At 67.1% G+C, this 17,856-nt stretch carries 17 protein-coding genes; 10 read left to right on the top strand and 7 right to left on the bottom strand.

The genetic code is table 11. The features are described from left to right. The first annotated feature begins 19 nt into the window (after nucleotides 1-19). Complete coding sequence (locus G5S35_RS24345; protein ID WP_065059678.1) at nucleotides 20-331, top strand: hypothetical protein; 312 nt, start codon at nucleotides 20-22, stop codon at nucleotides 329-331. Between the two features lie 25 nt (nucleotides 332-356). Here G5S35_RS24345 and G5S35_RS24340 read toward each other — a convergent pair whose 3' ends face one another. The 3 genes from G5S35_RS24340 to G5S35_RS24330 all read right to left on the bottom strand — a co-directional run bounded on the left by G5S35_RS24340 (nucleotide 357) and on the right by G5S35_RS24330 (nucleotide 4,091). After that, a complete protein-coding gene (locus G5S35_RS24340; protein WP_183039798.1) occupies nucleotides 357-1,796 on the bottom strand; it encodes a tetratricopeptide repeat protein in 1,440 nt (479 codons plus the stop codon). After that, nucleotides 1,789-2,883 carry a 3-phosphoserine/phosphohydroxythreonine transaminase gene (serC, locus tag G5S35_RS24335; RefSeq protein WP_074985248.1) on the bottom strand — a complete coding sequence of 365 codons (1,095 nt, stop codon included), beginning with the start codon at nucleotides 2,881-2,883 and terminating at the stop codon, nucleotides 1,789-1,791. Before serC ends, G5S35_RS24340 begins: the two co-directional genes overlap by 8 nt. 266 nt (nucleotides 2,884-3,149) lie before the next feature. Beyond that, nucleotides 3,150-4,091, bottom strand: a complete 942-nt coding sequence (locus G5S35_RS24330) for a GntR family transcriptional regulator (protein WP_065059675.1) — start codon at nucleotides 4,089-4,091, stop codon at nucleotides 3,150-3,152. A 195-nt stretch (nucleotides 4,092-4,286) separates the two neighbouring features. On the opposite strand from G5S35_RS24330, the gene G5S35_RS24325 reads away from it, so the two are divergent. From G5S35_RS24325 to G5S35_RS24295, 7 genes are read left to right on the top strand one after another with little or no spacing between them, the layout of a single operon-like run. After that, nucleotides 4,287-5,009 carry an amino acid ABC transporter permease gene (locus G5S35_RS24325; protein ID WP_065059674.1) on the top strand — a complete coding sequence of 241 codons (723 nt, stop codon included), beginning with the start codon at nucleotides 4,287-4,289 and terminating at the stop codon, nucleotides 5,007-5,009. A gap of 10 nt (nucleotides 5,010-5,019) precedes the next feature. Beyond that, complete coding sequence (locus tag G5S35_RS24320) at nucleotides 5,020-5,769, top strand: amino acid ABC transporter ATP-binding protein (protein WP_065059673.1); 750 nt, start codon at nucleotides 5,020-5,022, stop codon at nucleotides 5,767-5,769. 14 nt (nucleotides 5,770-5,783) lie between these two features. Next, entirely contained in the window at nucleotides 5,784-7,007 is a 1,224-nt protein-coding gene (locus tag G5S35_RS24315) for a M20 family metallopeptidase (protein WP_197520326.1), read from the top strand. After that, nucleotides 7,004-8,134, top strand: a complete 1,131-nt coding sequence (locus G5S35_RS24310) for a mandelate racemase/muconate lactonizing enzyme family protein (protein WP_202035022.1) — start codon at nucleotides 7,004-7,006, stop codon at nucleotides 8,132-8,134. Before G5S35_RS24315 ends, G5S35_RS24310 begins: the two co-directional genes overlap by 4 nt. A gap of 20 nt (nucleotides 8,135-8,154) precedes the next feature. After that, nucleotides 8,155-9,330 carry a M24 family metallopeptidase gene (locus G5S35_RS24305; RefSeq protein WP_065059671.1) on the top strand — a complete coding sequence of 392 codons (1,176 nt, stop codon included), beginning with the start codon at nucleotides 8,155-8,157 and terminating at the stop codon, nucleotides 9,328-9,330. Nucleotides 9,331-9,380: 50 nt separating this feature from the next. Then, nucleotides 9,381-10,610 (top strand): pyridoxal phosphate-dependent aminotransferase, encoded by a 1,230-nt coding sequence (locus tag G5S35_RS24300; RefSeq protein WP_183039797.1) that lies wholly within the window; start codon nucleotides 9,381-9,383, stop codon nucleotides 10,608-10,610. 40 nt (nucleotides 10,611-10,650) lie between these two features. Then, on the top strand, nucleotides 10,651-11,889 hold the full coding sequence (locus G5S35_RS24295; RefSeq protein ID WP_183039796.1) for a glutamine amidotransferase-related protein: 1,239 nt from the start codon (nucleotides 10,651-10,653) through the stop codon (nucleotides 11,887-11,889). A 75-nt stretch (nucleotides 11,890-11,964) separates the two neighbouring features. Here the strand turns inward: G5S35_RS24295 and G5S35_RS24290 are convergent, their stop codons facing one another. The 4 genes from G5S35_RS24290 to G5S35_RS24275 form a co-directional block, all read right to left on the bottom strand. Continuing rightward, entirely contained in the window at nucleotides 11,965-12,957 is a 993-nt protein-coding gene (locus G5S35_RS24290; RefSeq protein WP_065059668.1) for a threonine ammonia-lyase, read from the bottom strand. Between the two features lie 71 nt (nucleotides 12,958-13,028). After that, on the bottom strand, nucleotides 13,029-14,192 hold the full coding sequence (locus tag G5S35_RS24285) for a porin (protein WP_183039795.1): 1,164 nt from the start codon (nucleotides 14,190-14,192) through the stop codon (nucleotides 13,029-13,031). A 207-nt stretch (nucleotides 14,193-14,399) separates the two neighbouring features. Next, on the bottom strand, nucleotides 14,400-15,284 hold the full coding sequence (locus G5S35_RS24280) for an ABC transporter substrate-binding protein (RefSeq protein ID WP_065059666.1): 885 nt from the start codon (nucleotides 15,282-15,284) through the stop codon (nucleotides 14,400-14,402). A gap of 226 nt (nucleotides 15,285-15,510) precedes the next feature. Next, nucleotides 15,511-16,368, bottom strand: coding sequence for a LysR substrate-binding domain-containing protein (locus G5S35_RS24275; RefSeq protein ID WP_074985239.1), 858 nt, complete (start codon nucleotides 16,366-16,368; stop codon nucleotides 15,511-15,513). A 114-nt stretch (nucleotides 16,369-16,482) separates the two neighbouring features. Here G5S35_RS24275 and G5S35_RS24270 point away from each other — a divergent pair, with 114 nt between their 5' ends. Continuing rightward, nucleotides 16,483-16,896: a VOC family protein gene (locus G5S35_RS24270; protein WP_065059664.1), complete on the top strand. Its 414-nt coding sequence runs from the start codon at nucleotides 16,483-16,485 to the stop codon at nucleotides 16,894-16,896. Then, complete coding sequence (locus G5S35_RS24265) at nucleotides 16,893-17,837, top strand: 2-hydroxyacid dehydrogenase (protein WP_074985237.1); 945 nt, start codon at nucleotides 16,893-16,895, stop codon at nucleotides 17,835-17,837. Before G5S35_RS24270 ends, G5S35_RS24265 begins: the two co-directional genes overlap by 4 nt. Nucleotides 17,838-17,856 lie beyond the last annotated feature (19 nt).

The raw sequence follows: 17,856 nt of genomic DNA, 5'->3' as shown, positions 1-17,856 counted from the left end.
ATGAAGACAGGGGAACGATATGGTCACGCAGACGCATAGTCTCGAAGTCGCGCGGCTGTCCGCCGCCGCGCGCGCCAACGCCGACGACGCGCGCGTCTGGCGCTGGTACGCCGATCTGATGGAAGACGACCGCGTGCGCTGCACGCGCACGCGTCACGGCTGGCAGATCACGGTCGACAACCGCTGCACGGTCGAGGACGAATCGTTCGATTGCGCCGTGCGCCGCGCGGAGCAGGCGTGGAGCGGCATCGCGCAGACGCAGGTGAAACTGCACCGCCGCCGCAAGAGCGCGCCGAAGACGGACGCGATCGTGTTGCCGCAGTTCTGGTGACGCGGTTTCGTTGACGTGCCAGGCGTCAACGCGCGGCGCCCGCGTCGCCCGCGTCGCGTAGCATGCGCCCGAACGCGTCGATGATCCGCTCCACGTAGCGGTTCTTGTGCGCGAACGGGCCATGCGGCGTTTCGCGGTGCGCGAGCATGGTCGCGTTCGCTTCGAATACGAGCACGCGGCCATCGGCCGTGAGCGTGAAGTCGACGCCACCGTAAGCAAGCCCGAGCCGCGCGCCGATGGCGCGAATCGCTTCGTGCGCGCGCGTGCCGAGCGCCGCGCGCGGATCGGCCAGAAAGTGCTGTTCCTCGTTGAGCTTCCACGGGCTCCCCGCCATATCGGCGGAAAAGTAGTGGACCATCCAGTGACGCGAAATCGCGAGATGGTACGGATGCGGCTCGCCCGCGACAAACAGCGTGCGGTATTTGCGGTAATGCCCATCGGCGGCGCGGAAATCGTGAAAGGCCGTGAGATAGCACGGCGCATCGAGATCGGCGAGCGCGCGCCACAACGATTCGAGCGAGGCGTGCAGCGTCACGCCTTCGCCGCCGTGCGCGGCGAGCGGGCGCAGCAGGAGCGGCAGCGTCAGTTGCGACTGCGCGAGCTGCGCCGCGAGCGCGGCTTCGTTTGACGGACGTGCGTCCAGACGCACGCAGCGCGGCACGATCACATCGGGCACGCCGTCGAGTAATTCCCCCAGCCGATGACGATGCGTGCGCGCAATCGCGTCCGGCGCATTGAGCAGCGGCCGTTCGCGACGCGCCGCGAAATCCGCGAAACGCGCGAGGCGAGCGGCGAGCGGCGCGGCCACATCGGCGTCGCCGATACCATTGAACACCACGTCATGCGGCGGCAACTGCGCGTCTTCGGCGTCGCCGGCGCAATCGATCGCGTAGCGGATGCGCGTGGTCGTTTGCGCATCGAGCAGCGCGTCGATCGGCACGTTGCCGGTGCCGTGACCCACGCCGAGTATCAGCACGCGCAGCGTTTCCGTGCCGAGCGCCCGATCGACGAAGACGCGTTGCAGACGGTACGCGCGTTCGCGATGCACGCGCGCTTCATCGGCGAGCCCTTCGCGGTCGAGCGTCGCGGCCAGATTCTGATGCGCGATGGCGAGCGCCGGATCGATCTCCAGCGCGAGCCGATACCAGCGGATCGCTTCCTTGCGCCGTCCGTTCATCGCGTAGACGGTCGCGATGTTGTAGAGCACGAGCGCGTGCTGCGGGGTGGGCTGCAGGGTGGGCTGATGCGTGGAATGATCGCCGTGCGTCGCGCCGAGCATGCCGAACGCGGCGAGCGCCAGTTCGTGCGCGGCGCTGCCCGCCACGTCGTGAGCCGCGCGCAGGGCCGCGAGCATGCGCGTATGCAAGCCGAGATCGAGCGGCGCGGCGTCGAGCGCTCGCGACATTGTTTCAATCGAATCCGCTTCGATCGAATCCACTTCCGTTGCCACGAGTGTGTCAGCCATGACGTGCTCCGAATTCGCGCAGCGCGTCGCACAGCGTCTCGACGGCTTCGAGCGTGACCGCGTTATAGAGCGACGCGCGCAGCCCGCCGATCGAGCGATGTCCTTCGAGTCCCACCATGCCGCGCTCGTCCGCGAAGTCGAGGAACGCGCGGTCGAGACGCGCGTCGCGGAACGTGAAGGCCGCGTTCATCTGCGAGCGCCACGGCTTGAGCGCATGCACATCGACGGCATCGCGCATCGCGTCGAGCGTGTCGTAAAGACGCGTCGATTTCGTTGCGTTGATGCGCTGCATCGCGTCGAGTCCGCCGATCGTGTCGCGAAGCCAGCGCGTGACCAGCGTGAGCACGTAGATCGCGAAGACGGGCGGCGTGTTGTAGTTCGAGCGATGCGCGATCTGCGTGCGCAGGTCGAGAATCTGCGGCAGGCCCTCGGGAATGCGCTCGAGCAATGCGCGGTCGATCATGGCGACGGTTACGCCCGCCGGGCCGAGATTCTTTTGCGCGTGCGCGTAGATCATGCCGTAGCGTCCCGTGTCGAACGGACGCGACAGAAAGTCCGACGACATATCGGCGATCAGCGGCACACGCGGCGTCGTGTCGGGCGCGGCGAATTGCAGCCCCTCGACGGTTTCGTTCGACACGTAATGCAGATACGCGGCGCTCGGCGCGACGGCGAGCCGATCGAGCGACGGCAACTCGCGAAAGCCGGACGGCGCGCCGTCCCACACTACGCGGCACGGGCCCACGCGTTGGGCTTCGGCGCTCGCGCGGCTGCTCCAGTAACCGGAGTTGACGTAATCGGGCGCAGCGAAGGCGCGCGTGGCGAAGTTCAGCGGAATCGTCGCGAACAACAGGCTGCTGCCGCCTTGCAGAAACGACACCGCGAAACGCTCGGGCAAACCGAGCAGGGCGCGCAGATTGCGCTCGGCTTCGTCGACGATCTGCTCGAACCAGTCCGAGCGATGACTCATGCCGAGCACGGACAGCCCCGTTTCCGGCAGCGCGGCGATGGCGGTTTGCGTGGCGTCGAGTACGGCGGCCGGCAACGCGCCGGGACCGCCGGAAAAATTGAGAGCGTTGGACTTCATCGGGCGTGTGAGCGTCTGTGCGGCGGCGCGCCGAAGCGTGGATCCGCGGAGTCGCGAATACGCGCGTCAGACGCCAGTTTCAGTGACGCTCAAGACTAACAAGCCCGAAGGTGCGATGAGGAGCGGAGCAAAGGGGCAAACGCGCGCCAATTTCGCGGATGCAGATTTCCGTATGCTTTCAGCAATATTAAGGAATGTAAGCGGCGGATTTCAGGCACCGTCATGCACGTCCTGGCACGCCCGAAATCCGCAACACACGACGCCGCTCAGGCCGTCACCGGCTTCTTCGCGCGCACGGCTTTGGTCGCGGGTTTCACGCTCGCATCGGCGGCGCCGGTCGTGTGATACGCGTGGCGCAGATGCTCGTGCATGCGCGACGCGGCCACTTCCATGTCGCCCGCAAGAATCGCGTCGATGATCTCGATGTGCTCGTTGCACCACTCGCGAATGCGCTTGCGGTTCACATAGCCCTGAAATTCCAGCAGACGCCGCAAACGATTCTGCTGCTGCATCGATTGATGCATGAACACGTTGCCGCTGTACTCGGCGAGCAGTTCGTGAAAGTTCGCGTCGGTGTCGAACACCTGGCGCGGCGTGACGCTCTCGCCGCCCAGTTGCGAAAGCAGAAACAGATGCTCGCGCTTGCAGCGCTCCAGCGCCGAGCGGTCGGCGGAGAAGGTGGCGAGCATCAGGCCCGCCGGTTCCATCGTGAGACGGAAGTCGTAGCTGCTCTTGAGCGTGAGCGCCGAATCGAGCGACGGCTGGAAGCTCCAGCCATGGCCCTTGTTGCGCACGATGAGCCCGTCTTCCGAGAGCCGCGAGAGCGCGCGCGTCATCGTCATGCGGTCGACGCCGTAACGCTGGCAGATGTCGGTCTGCGTGAGCGAGGCGGGCAGCGTGCCCGCGAGCCGGTCGGTGACGAGACGGTTGTAGAGGTCTTCGTCGCCCGAAGTGGGCAGTTCGAGTTCGATGCGATGCAGCCCGTCGGCGGGCTTCGCGAGGAAGAAACCGCGATTCTCGCGCGACTCGATCACGCCGAACGATTCGAGCAGCGCCATCGCGGCGCGCACGGGCGTACGCGAGACGCCGAGCAGATCCGCGAGCTGCTGCTCGCGCAGATGATGCCCGACCTCGAAGTGCGCTTCCTGAATCAAGTCGATGATCTGTTTGGCCAGCACATGGGCGGCTTTGCCCGGGCGCTTGATCATTTCCGCATTCCTCCAGTCGATGGCGGAAGAATAACAAAAAATACAAATTCTGGGTGCCACAAAGAGGGCGCAAACATCCTCGCTCGCCAAAAAAAACCATGCAAGAGGGCTTTTTTATTGCTTGACCCGTGTTTTTGTCGTTTGTATAAATTGAGACAATTGAAACAAACGTGATGTAAAGAACGGAGTTTGCGAATGTCTCTATCCCTGTTGTTCGACTACCTCATCTCGGCCGATTTCGTGCGCGGCGCGGCCATGACGCTGGCGATTACCGTCGTCTCCCTGCTGTGCGGCATGCTGATCGGCCTCGTGCTGGCGCTGCTGCAAGGCAGCCGTAACCGTGTCGCGCGCACCTTCACGTTCCTCTATCTGTGGCTGTTCCGCGGCACGCCGGTGCTGTTCCAGATCATCTTCATCTACAACGTGCTGCCGTCGTTCGGCATCCGCTTCAGCGCCTTCGTGTGCGCCGTGCTCGCGCTTTCGCTCAACGAAGGCGCGTTCATGTCCGAGATCTTCCGTTCGGGCCTGCATGCGGTGAAGCAGGGCCAGCGCACGGCGGGCTTCGCGCTCGGCATGAACGGCGCGAAGGTGTTCCGCCACATCGTGCTGCCGCAGGCGCTGCGTGTGGTGCTGCCGCCCATCGGCAACCAGATGATCGGCATGCTCAAGCTCAGCGCGCTGGTGTCGGTGATCGCCGTGCAGGAACTGCTGCTCGTGGCCAATCAGGCGGCCAGCGCGAACTTCCGCTATCTGGAGGCGCTGAGCGCCGCCGGCATCTATTACCTCGCGTTCACGACGCTGTTCATGCTGCTGCAAGGCTGGATGGAGCGCGCGCTGAACCGTCGCCGCAAGAGCGCCGTGCGCCGCACGTCCTTCGCCGAACGTCTGCTCGGTGTTTCGCAACCCGTCGTCCGCTAAAGGCTTGTTCATGTCGACCGTACCCGCTTCGCCGCTTCTCAAGATTCATCGCATCGACAAGAGCTATGGCGGCACCCAGGTGCTCAAAAGTTGCTCGCTCGAAGTCGCGCCGAAGGAAACCATCGTGATCGTCGGGCCGTCGGGCTCGGGCAAATCGACGCTGCTGCGCTGCGTGAATCTGCTCGAATCCGTCGACGCCGGCAACATCCTGTTCGAAGGCCGCGACCTCACGCGCGAACTCAAGCGCGTGCATCAGGTGCGCCAGCAGATCGGCATGGTGTTCCAGAACTTCGAGCTGTTCTCGCATCTTTCGGCGATCGAAAACATCATGCTCGCGCCGATGTCGGTGGCGGGCGTCTCGCGGCTCGACGCGCACGATCTCGCGCTCGCGCTGCTCAACAAGGTGCATCTGCGCGAACGCGCCGATCACTATCCCGACCAGCTTTCCGGCGGCCAGCAGCAGCGCGTGGCGATTGCGCGCGCGCTGGCGATGAAGCCGAAAGTCATGCTCTACGACGAGCCGACCTCGGCGCTCGACCCCGAAATGGTGAACGAAGTCACCGAGGTGATGGCCGAGCTGAGCGCCGAAGGCATGACGAGTCTCGTCGTCACGCACGAGATGGGTTTCGCGCGCCGCGCGGCGGACCGCATCGTTTTCATGGAAGCGGGCGAGGTGATTCTCACCGAGTCCAGCGAACAGTTTTTCAGCGGCACGACGCACGAGCGCGCGCGCCGCTTTCTCGACCAGATCCTGCATTGACCGGAGCCCCCTGCATGTCCGCGATTCTTTCCACGCCGTCTTCCGCCGCATCCGCTACACAATCCGCCACGCAACCCGCCATGCAACCCGATCTCGCGCGCATGAAGCGCGATCTCGCCGCCCTCGTCGGCATCAATACCGAGAACCCGCCGGGACGCGAGATCGAGGCCGCGCAACTCGTGCATCGTCTGCTCGAAGAAGCGGGCTTCGATCTGTCGCTGAGCGAATACAAGCCGGGCCGCGCCAACGTGATGGCGCGCCTCGAAAACGGGCCGGGCCCGACCTTCGCGTTCAACACGCACCTCGACGTGGTGCCCGCCGGCACCGGCTGGCAGTCCGATCCGTTCGTGCTGCGCGAAGCCGACGGCCGCCTCTACGGACGTGGTTCGTGCGACGCCAAGGGCCCGCTCGCCGCCATGCTCGAAGCCATGCGCATGCTCGCGGCCGACCGCTCGCGCTGGTCGGGCACGCTGCTCGGCGTGTTCACCGCCGACGAGGAAATCGCCAGCGAAGGCGCGAAGTTCTACGCGGCGAGCCGTCCGCACGTCGACTTCGTGGTGGTCGGCGAACCGACCTCGAACGCAACCTTCTCGGCGCACAAGGGCAGCCTGCGTCCGCTCGTGCGCGTGCACGGCGTGACGGCGCATTCGGGCACGCCGCATCTCGGCGACAACGCGATCTATCGCGCGGCGCAACTGCTCAAGCTCGTCGAAGGCCATCACGAAAACGAAGTGCGTTGCCGCTGCCATCCGCTCGTCGGTTCGGCGAGTCTCACGGTCACACGCGCGCTCGGCGGTCACGCCGACAACGTCGTGCCCGGCGCGTGCGATCTGCTGCTCGACCGCCGCATGGTGCCCGGCGAACTCGAAGAGGACGTCAAGCGCGAAATCGAGCAACTGCTGGAAACGGCGCGCGAGCAGTTCGGCGTGCGCGCGGAAGTGCTCGAATACAAGCCGACCACGGGCGGCGCGACCGAAACCGCCGCCGACTCGAAGATCGTGCAGGCGAGCCTCGCCGCGTGCCGCGCGCACGGCAACAGCGAGCCGGGTCCGTTCGGCTTCCAGGGCGGCTGCGATCTGGTGCATTTCCGCAGCGTGGGCGCGGCGGGCGTGGTGATCGGCCCGGGCACGCTCGAAGTCGCGCACAAGCCCGACGAGTTCGTGCCGATCGACGAATTCCTCGCGTCGAGCCTGATCTATCGCGACGTCGCGATCGAGATGCTCAAGGCGGAGCAATGAACGACGCGGCGCTGACGCTTTCGCGCGCCGCGGGCATTCGCGCGAGCCTGCATCGCGCGGCGCTGCATTACGGCGGCGGCCTCGTGCTGCATACCGCGTCGTCGGGCAGCGTGGCGAGCCTCGAGGCGCTCTATCTGCGGCTCGAAGAAGCGGGGCAGTGCGGCACCGGCGAGGTGCGCATCAATTGCGCGTATCTCAACGGTTACGCGGCGGAACAGATCGTCGACGAAGCGCTCAAGGCGATCGAGCAAATCGACTGGTCCCAAGGCGCGCATGCCTTGTTCGACTCGCTCGGCGCGCTGATCGCGCCTTACGGTGCGCCGGTGCGCACGTTGATCGACAGCGCCTTGCACGATCTGCGCGCGCGTCAACTCGGCATCAGCGTGGCCGCGTTGTACGGCGCGGCGCAGCGCGCGCAGGCGCCGTCGTGGCGCACCAACCAGACGCTGTTCTGGTCCAGCGACGACGCCATGCTCGCGCGCGCCGCGCAGTATCTCGACCGCGGCTTTCGCGACCTGAAGCTGCGCGTGGGCGTCGCCCATTTCGACGACGACCTGCGCCGCATCGATCTGCTGCATTCGCGCTTCGGCGCGCGCCTCACGCTCTCCGTCGACGCGAACGGCCAGTGGCGTCCCGAAGACTGCGCGACGCGTTTCGCGGCGCTCGCCGCGCGCGGCGTGGACTACGTCGAGCAGCCCATCGCAGCCGGCGACTGGGACGCGCTGCGCGACGTCGCGCGCGCCAGCCCGATCACGCTGATGCTCGACGAGAGCCTGCAATCGGCCGCCGATATCGACGCGCTCTGCGCACTCGCGGGCCTGCCGGTCGCCGCGCATCTGAAGCTGCTCAAGCTCGGCGGCATCGCGGCGACGGTGGCCGCGGCGCGCAAGCTCCAGGCGGCGGGCGTGGCGCTGATGATCGGCCAGATGAACGAAGGCGCGCTCGCCACGGCGGCCGCGCTCCAGGCGTGCTGCGCGTGCGGCCCGCGCTGGGCGGAACTCTACGGCGCGGACGGTCTCGTCGACGACCCCGCGCGCGGCATCGTCTACCGCGACGGCGGCGTGAACGTCACCGATCCGCACGGACTGGGCGTGAGCTTCGACGCCGCCCTCACCACGACACTTTGAACGACACAAGGACTGACAGCATGCAAGCGAATCACGGCCCCGCACAGGGCAGCGAATCGGCCTTCACGGCCGCCGAATACGCGCATCGCGTCGCGCGCGCCCGCGAGCTGCTCGCGCGCAACCAGATCGACGCGATGGTCGTCACCGGCCCGGAAAACATCTTCTATCTGACGGGCCAGCAGACGCCGGGCTACTACACCTTCCAGGCGCTGGTGCTGCCGGTCGAGGGCGATCCGGTGTTCGTGATCCGTCAGCTCGAATATTTCAACTTCATCGCCAATACCTTTATTTCCGATGCGCAGGTGTATGGCGACGGCGACAATCCCGTCGACGTGCTCGTGCGCGTGATCCAGCAGAAAGGTCTGGCGGGCAAGCGCGTGGCGATCGACAAGCGCGGCTGGTTCCTGCCGATCGCGGTCTACGAGGCGCTGGGCGCGAAGCTCGGCACCATCGCCGACGCGGCGGGCGTAGTCGAGCAATTGCGCGCGGTGAAGTCGCCCGCCGAAATCGCCAAGCTCGAAAAAGCCGCGAGCTATGTCGATGCGGGCATGCGCGCGGGGCTCGACGCGGTGCATGTGGGCAACACGGAAAACACGCTGGTCGCGGCGATGATGGGCGCGGCGATCGCGGCCGGTTCGGAATACGTCGGCATGGAGCCGCTCGTCTCGGCCGGTCCGCGCACGGGCGTGCCGCACGGCACGTGGCGTCGTCGCGCGCTCGAAGCGAACGCGCCCGCGTTCCTCGAAATGGCCGCGTGCCACGACCGCTATCACGCGGCGCTGATGCGTTCGGCGTGGATCGGCGACGTGCGTCCCGAAGCGCTCGATATGGAAAAGGTCTGCCAGGAAGCGCTGCAGGCGGCGCTCGACGCCATCGTGCCGGGTGCGCCGTGCGAAGCGCCGCACCTTGCTTGCCAGGCCGTGATCGACCGCGCGGGTTACACCGACAACTTCAAGAAGCGCACCGGCTATTCGGTCGGTATTTCGTTCGCGCCGGATTGGGGCGAAGGCTCGATCCTGAGCCTCTACACGGGCGTGACGACGCCGCTGCGTCCGGGCATGACGTTCCATATTCCGCCCGCGCTGCGCATCTACGGCGAGTTCACCGTCGGTGTCAGCGAAACCGTGGTCGTGACCGAAACTGGCTATCGCGCACTTGGCAATATCGCGCGTCCGCTGCTGCGCGTGGCCGCCTGAGCGTGCCCGAACGCGTGCGAACGCGCAGTCCAAAGAATCAAGAGGTGTCTATGTCTTTTTCCCAACTGGCGCCGCGCATGAGCCGCGTGCGCCCCTCGCCCACGGCCGCGATTTCCGACAAGGTGCGCGAGTTGCTCGCCGCCGGCAAGTCCGTCATCAATCTCGGTGAAGGCGAATTGCACTTCGACACGCCCGCGCACATCAAGCGGGCGGGCATCGAAGCGATCGAGCGCGGCGACACGAAGTACACCGCCGTGGCGGGCACGAGCGAACTGCTCGCGGCGATCGTCGAGAAGTTCGAGCGCGAGAATGGCGTGCGTTACGCGATGGACGAAGTGATCGCGGGCACGGGCGCGAAGCAGTTGATTTTCAACGCGCTGCTCGCGACGCTCGCGCCCGGCGACGAAGTGCTGATCTGCGCGCCGTACTGGGTGTCGTATCCGGATATGGTGGCGCTGGCCGAAGGCCGCGCGCGCGTGCTGAGCGGCGATCCGTCGAACGGCTGGAAGCTCGACGCGCCGACGCTGCGCGCCGCCATCACGCCGAAAACGCGCTGGCTGATCCTGAATTCGCCGAACAATCCCACGGGCGCGGTCTACACGCGCGAGGAATTGCGCGCGCTCGCCGACGTGCTGCTCGACCACGAGCACGTGCTCTTGATGGCCGACGACATATACGAGCACGTGCGTTTTGGCGGCGCGTTCAGCACGCCGGCCGAAGTCGAGCCGCGTCTGCGCGAGCGCACGCTCACGGTGAACGGCGTCTCGAAGGGCTATTCGATGACGGGCTGGCGCATCGGTTACGCGGGCGGCCCGGCGTGGCTCGTGCGCGCGATGCAGATCCTGCAATCGCAAAGCACCTCGAATCCGAGCACGATTTCGCAGGCGGCGACGGTTGCGGCGCTGCGCGGCGGGCTGTCGTTTCTCGACGACTGGCTCGTGGAGCTGCGCGCGAACCGCGATCTCGTGAACGCAACCATCGCGCGGTGTCCGGGGCTGCATTGCGAGCCCGCCGATGGCGCGTTCTATGCGTTCGTGAACTGCGCGGGCCTGATCGGCGCGACGACGCCCGATGGCGCGGTCCTGCGCGACGACCTCGCCGTGGCGACGTGGCTGCTCGAATCGGCGCATGTGGGCGTGGTGCACGGCAGCGCGTTCGGCGTGGAGGATCACGTGCGCATCGCGTATGCGGTGCCGGTCGAGACGCTGAAGGAAGCGTGCGGCCGCATCGAGGCCGCGTGCGCGACGCTCACGCTCGCGCCGCTGGAAGCGGGCGCATGAGCGTGGACCTTCGTCACGCGATCCTGCCAGGCGGTGCGCGATGCTGCATCTGATCGAAGACGCCGCGAGCGAACCCGCGCAGTATGGCGCGCTCGCGGCGCGGCTGGCGATGCGGCTGGCCGCGGGCGAGGCGATCTTCGCGCATCTGCCCGCGCGATTCGATACGACGCGTTTTCCGGATGCGATGCAGCACGTCTGCACGGAAGGCGCGCTGGTCGCGAGCGGTTTGCTCTGGCGCGACCGCGCGTGTCCCGGCGGCGTGCAGGGTGAACTCGACATCGACGAGATCGTGATGCGCGCGCGGCACGCCGAGGTGGTCGTGCCCGTGCATCCCGCCAATGGCGAGCCGGCCGCGCTGCGCGAGGCGTTTGCGTCGCGCGCCGAACGTGAAGGCGTGACGTCGACGCGCTACGTGGTTGAACGCGCGTCGTCCGTCGCGCGGGTGATCGACGAGCATCGCGTGTTGTGCGATGCCGCAACGCAAGACCGCTTTGGCCGATGGCGCGATGCTGACGTCGATGCCGTTGCCGATGTCGACCTTGAAACGTCATCGCGCGCGTCGCTCGTCGTCGCGTTGATCGGCAGCGAAAGCGAGCAGCGTGCGCAATATCCGGCGACGCTCGCCGCGCTCGGCGACGCCGCCGATGCGCTCGCGCTCGACCTCGATGTGCGCTTCGTGGCCGCGCAATCGCTCGACGCGTCGACTGTGGCCGCGCAGTTGCACGGCGCGCAGGCGATCTTGTTGCCCGGCGGCGCGGACATGTCGCGCGTGGCCGGACAGATCGCGGCGGCGCAGTATGCGTGGAGCGCGCGCGTGCCCGTGGTCGGCTTGTGTCTCGGCATGCAGTCGATGGCGACGGCGCTCGCCCGCGTGGCGCTCGAACGCGACGATATCGGCATGCTCGAAGCGCAACCGCACGCGCGCGTGCCGAGTTTCGTGCCGATTCGCGAAACGCACGATGGCAGTCTCGCGCATCGCGCGGGCGTGCAAGCGGTATCGATCTCGCACGATTCGCAGCTCGCGCACTGGCTCGATGGCACGCGAGCGCCGATTCGCTGCAATCATCGTTATCGGCTGGAAAAGTCGCTCGAAGCGCCGCTGGCGCGTGTCGGCGTGACGATTGCCGCGCGCGATGCCAGTGGCGAGATCGCCGATGCGATCGAGGCGCGCGATCATCCGTTCTTCGCGGGCATGCAGGGGCATCCGGAATTGTCGTCGCGCGAGGGTGCGCCGCATCCGTTGCTGATCGCGTGGTTGCAGGCGGCGCGCGGGCACTGAACGCACGCAGACACTTCACGCAAAAAAGGCGCGCCGCTCTGGCACGCCTTTTTTACGCCCATCGATATCGATCGATCACGCAGCCTGCGAAGCCAGCGCCTGCGCAAACAATTCCGCATCCACGTTGCCGCCCGAGGCGACCACGAGCACGCGCTTGCCGCGCAGCGCCGAGGCGGCCGGATCGGCCATCATCGCGGCCAGCGCGGTCGCGCCGCCGGGCTCGACCACCACGCGGAAGGTTTCGAAGCAGAACGCCATCGCGCGGCGCACGGCGTCGTCGTCGGCGACGAGCGCGCCCGCGAGGCGCGAACGGTTGATCGAGAACGGCAGTTCGGCGGGCACGGGGGCGAGCAGCGCGTCGCAGATCGATACGCGTCCGGCCGGATTCGTTTCGCGCGCGCCCGACGCGAGCGAGCGGCGCGTATCGTCGAAGCTTGCCGGTTCGGCGGCCCAGACTTCGGCGTGCGAGCCGGCCGCCTCGACGGCGAGACAGGTGCCCGCCGCGAGTCCGCCGCCGCCGCACGGCACGACGATCGCATCGACTTCCGCCGCGCCGAGGCGTTCGAGCGATTCGAGCGCGACCGTGCCCTGGCCCGCGATCACATGATGATGATCGCCGGGCGGCACGACCGTGTAGCGGCCTTCGCGCGCGAGTTCGGCGGCCACTTCCTCGCGGCTTTGACGCTCGCGGTCGTAGCGCACGATGCGCGCGCCCGCGAGCCGCGCTTTTTCGACCTTGTTTTCAGGCGCATTCGACGGCATTACGACCGTGGTCGCGAGACCGAGCATGCGCCCGACCGTGGCGATCGCCTGACCGTGATTGCCGGTCGAGTAGGCGACCACGCCGTCGGGGCAGAGCGCGCGGTCAAGCCGCGACAGGCAGTTATAGGCGCCGCGAAATTTGAACGCGCCCGTGTGTTGCAGCGATTCGAGCTTGACGACCACGCGCGCACCCGTGAGCGCGTCGAGCAGATCCGAACGCACGAGCGGCGTATCGACGGCGACGTTGTGCAGGCGCGCGGCGGCGTCGAGCACGTCGCGGGCGGCGGGGGTCTGGAAAGACAACATGTTGCGATCCTCGATAAACGCGCGGCGAACGCAATCGGTGCGCCGCGCCAGGCGATCCGGCGTGAACCGGATCAGAAACGATGCCGCAGGCCGACTGTCACGATCGCCTGCGTGCTGGTGCCGTCCACGCCATACGACGAGATCGTCGCGCGCGCGTCCTGGAGCGCGCCCGAACTCGTGCGCTGCTCGCCGCTCGCGTGCTGGAAGGCGGCGGTGGCGTAGACGTCGGTGGCTTTGGAGAGCGTGTAGAACGCGCCCGTGCTGACCTGGTTGTAGCGCGCGGACGCGTCGCCGCTCGCATCGGTGAAGACGTAGCCGAGGCCGAAGCGCAGCGCGGGCGAGACGCGGTAGAACGCGTACACGCGGCCCGTGTTGTAGCGCTGCGTGTGCGCGAAGCTCGACTCGCCGTCGGCGGTGTAGCGCGCGTTGCTGTAGCCCGCGCCAAGTTGGAACGCGCCGAGCTGGTACTGCGCCGCGGCCTGGGCGATGCCGAGCACGTGCGCGCTCTGGTAGGCGGTGTTGATCGAGCCGCCTTCGAAGAGCGCGTCGGTGGTGGCGCTGGTCCAGCCCGTGCGTGCGCCCGTCGATGCGTTGGCGTTGGCGGCCTGGAAGTAGCCCGCCGCGAGCTTGAGCGGGCCGTTCGCGTAGAGCGCGGCGGTGCTGAGCGTGTAGCCCTGGCCGAGCGAGCCGGCCACGCCGCCGGGCGCGACGAGCGCTTCGAACTGGAGGCCGCCGAAGTTCGGCGAGGTGTATTTCAGGGCGTTCGAAACGCGCGCGCTGAAGTCGTTGTTGTCGACGTCGCCGGGCGTGGCGAACGGGACGCTGCCGCCTGCGCCGTCTGCGGTGATCGGCTGCACGAGATCGACGATCGGGTCGTACATGCGGCCCGCGACGAGCGAACCCCAGTGGTCGCCCGACAGTCCCACGAAGGACTGGCGGCCGAATTCGCGGCTGCTTTGCAGCGACTTGCCGGTGCCGATCGCGAAGCCCGATTCGAGCTGGAAGATCGCCTTCATTCCACCGCCGAGATCTTCGCTGCCCTTGAGGCCCCAGCGGTTGCCCGAGAGGCCGCCGCTGAGCAGGCTGAAGCGGTTGCCGTTCTGGGTCTTCAGATAGCTGATGCCTGCATCGACGATGCCGTAGAGCGTGATGCTGCTTTGTGCATGAGCGTTGCCGATGCCGGCGCCGGCGAGCACCGCGCCGGTGAGTGCGAGTCGTGCTTTCAGGGTTTTCATCTGTTGTGCGAATTAATTGTGATTGAGGTGATGTGCGAGAAGCGTGCGGCGGATGAAAGCGATCAAGCGGACGTCGAGGTATCGGGCTGAGCAGGCGCAAAGCAGGCGCGAGCGCGCCCGCCGGAGCGGCCAGGCCGCTCCGGAACCGTCAACGCGAACCACAAAACGAAACAGGAGGGTGAGCGAAGCGCGCGCGAGGCGCGTCGGTCAATCGGCCTTCGCGACGGTGCCCGCGCCGTCGAAGATCGACACGGAAGCGGGCAGCTTCCACTTGGCGATCAACTGGCGATAGGTGCCTTGCGCGACCACTTTCGCGAGCGCGTCCTTGAGTGCGCCGGCCATCGCCGTATTGCCTTTGGCGACGGCGAAGCCGATCGTGGTGGTCTGCTCGAATTCGGGGCCGACGGCCTTATACGTATTGGGCACTTCGGCGAGCAATTGCACGGTGCCGGGCGTGGAGTTGTAGATCGCGTCGGCGCGGCCCTGGCGCAGACTCAGCGCGGCATCCTGCGCGGTCGGCAGCGTCATGACGTTCGGCGCGGTCTTGCCTTCGGCGGTGCAGCGCTTCGCGTCGGCGCGCGCGTAGGTTTCCTCGATGCCGCCGAGCGTGACGGCCACGTTCTTGCCGCACAGCGAGTCGTCGCGGCCCGTGATTTTCGCCGGATTGCTCTGCTGCACGATGATGCGGTCGCCCACGCGCAGATAGGGCACGAAATCGACCTGCGCGCTGCGGGCGGGCGTGATGTACATCGCCGAATTAATGAGGTCGATGCGGCCGCCTTGCAGCGCCGGAATCAGGCCGTTGAACTGCATGTTCTGCGGCGCCGGTTCGAGTTTCATTTCCTTGGCGACGGCCTGGGCGAGGTCGATGTCGAAGCCGGTCAGCGTGCCGCTGCGCGTGAATTCGAACGGCGCGAAGCTCGCCGCGACGCCGTAGGTGAGCTTGCCCGAGTCGAGCGTCTTGACGGCGTCGGCCGCCGAGGCGGCGGGCGCGGCGAGTGCGCTGCACAGCGCGGCGCAGGCCACGAGGGCCGGAAGAACGGGGACGGCGCGGAGCGAGGAAAGGGCGGAAATCGGCAAGCGTGCGTTCATGGTGGGTCCTGTTGGCGGGCGGTGTGTTTTGCTTGAGTTGTACAAATTTATACAAACGTGAAAAATGTACGTCAAGCGAGAATAAAAAAACCCGTCCGCGTGTGGCCTTGAAATCACATGAATTTTTTATGCGCGATGTGATCGCCTGTTTGTATTTTTATTGCACAGTTGTACATAGTGGGGCGCAGAAAAGAACAATCGACGACCCAGCGCGCCGACTCGCCGCTCACTGCGCCAGCGTCTTCGCCAGCGCCGCGAGCAGATTCGGACGCTCGGGATCGGCGTCGGCGAGCAGCACGATTTCGCGCTCGTAGGCCGCGCCCGGCAGCGCGATCACGCGGCAGTCGCCCGCGAAACGCTCGATGCCCGACCAGCGGGGCACGAGCCCGACGCCCATGCCGTCGGCGACCAGCATCGCGATGGCTTCGAGCGCATCGAGGTCGCACAGCACGGCGGGTTCCCTGCCCTGATCGGCGAGCCAGCGCGTGGCGAAGCGCCCGCCCCACGCGTTCGGGTCGTAGCGGATATAGGGGCGCTCGGCCAGCAGCGCGAGCGGCGTGCCGCGCGCTTTCTTCGGCGCGAGCATGACGAGCGGTTCGCGGCGCAGCGCGGTGGCGCGCACGGTTTTCGGCAGGTCGAACGGCGGCGCGACCGTGATGGCGGCGTCGATCTGGCCGGCCTGCAACTGCTGGAACAGGCTCTGCGAGGTGCCGGGCGCGATCGCCAGCCGGGCTTTCGGTGCGTCGCGCGTGAGCGCACGCAGCGCGGCCGGCAGCATGCCGGTGAGCGCCGTGGAGATCGCGCCGACTCGTAGCGTGCCGCTCAGGCCGTCGCGATCGGCGTCGCCGCCGAGCAGGGCCGCCTCGCGCACCAGCCGGCGCGCGCGCGGCAGCAGCGCGAGACACGCGGGCGTGGGCTGGGCCGTGTGGCCGCGCCGCGACAGCAGCGCAAAACCGAGTTCGCGTTCGAGCGCCTGCACGCGCTGGCCCATGGCCGCGGCCGTGACGTGCTCGGTGCGCGCGGCATCGGCGATCGAACCGCAATCGACGATGGCGATCAGGCTCTTGAGGTAGCGCGTCTCCAAAAGTTTTCCTTTCGATGCATAAAAAAATCCATGCTATCTCTTTTGAAGTGGCGCTGCTACGCTCGGCTTCATTCTTCGCCCCGATTACTCGAACACCGGAACACTGGAACGCTCATGCACACCGCTTTTCACCTCGCGTATCACGTCCGCGATCTTGACGCCTCGCGCGCTTTCTACGGCGATCTGCTCGGCTGCCGCGAAGGCCGCAGCACGGAAACGTGGGTCGATTTCGACTTCTTCGGCCATCAGATCTCGCTGCATCTGGGCGAGCCGTTTCCGGTGACGAACACGGGACGCGTCGGCGATCACTGGGTGCCGATGCCGCATCTGGGCCTCGTCATGGACATGCCTGACTGGCGCGCGCTCGCCGACCGCCTGAGCGCCAGCGGACTCGAATTCGTGATCGCGCCGACGTTGCGTTTCGAAGGCCAGCCCGGCGAGCAGGCCACCATGTTCTTTCTCGATCCGTGCGGCAATCCGATCGAGGTGAAGGGCTTCGCGAATCTCGGCAAGGTGTACGCGAAATGAGGCGCGTGCTGCCGTTCATCGCCAATCCCGATTACGCGTTCACGGCGCCATGGCTCGCCGCGTTGCAGGCGGCGATGCCGCAGGAAACGCTCGTCGCGCTCGACGACATGAGCGAGGCCGAGCGCGCCGGATGCACGGTGGCGATCGTCGCGAATCCGCGTCCGGAGGATCTGCGGCGGCTGCCGAATCTGCGCTGGGTGCATAGCGTGTGGGCGGGCGTCGAGCGCCTCGTCGCCGATCTCGCCGACATGAAGCTGCAAATCGTGCGCCTCGTCGATCCGCAACTCGCGGACACGATGGCCGAAGCCGTGCTCGCGTGGACCTTTTATCTGCACCGCGACATGCCGCGCTACGCGGCGCAGCAGGCGGCGCGCGAGTGGCGCGCGCAGGATTACGTGCGCGCGCAGGACAAGACGGTGTCGCTGCTCGGGCTCGGCGCGCTCGGCGAAGCGGCGGCGCGGCGTCTGCTCGCGGCGGGTTTCAAGGTGCGCGGATGGAGCCGCACGCGCAAGGCGATCGACGGCGTGCAGTGTCATACGGGCGAGGACGAACTCGGCGCGATGCTCGCGCAGACCGATATCCTCGTCTGCCTGCTGCCGCTGACGCCGCAGACGGCGGGGATCGTCGATACGCAGGTGCTGGCGCAATTGCCCGCGCACGCGTCGCTGATCAACTTCGCGCGCGGCGCGATCGTCGACGATACGGCCTTGCGCGCGGCGCTCGAACGCGGGGCGCTCGCGCATGCGGTGCTCGACGTGTTCGCGGTCGAGCCGCTGCCCGCCGATAGCTGGCACTGGGCGCATCCGCGCGTGACGGTGCTGCCGCATATTTCCGCGCCGACCGATCGTTCGACGGCGTCGCGCATCGTGGCGGCCAACCTCGCGGCGTATCGCGAAAGCGGGGCGATTCCGCCCTGCGTGGATGCGGCGCGCGGATATTGAATACTGGCGAGCGTCGGTG

The organism is Paraburkholderia tropica, from assembly GCF_014171495.1.
GTDB lineage: Bacteria > Pseudomonadota > Gammaproteobacteria > Burkholderiales > Burkholderiaceae > Paraburkholderia > Paraburkholderia tropica.
Note: the sequence above shows the minus strand (reverse complement) of the source record. Positions and strands in the feature narration are given on the sequence as shown.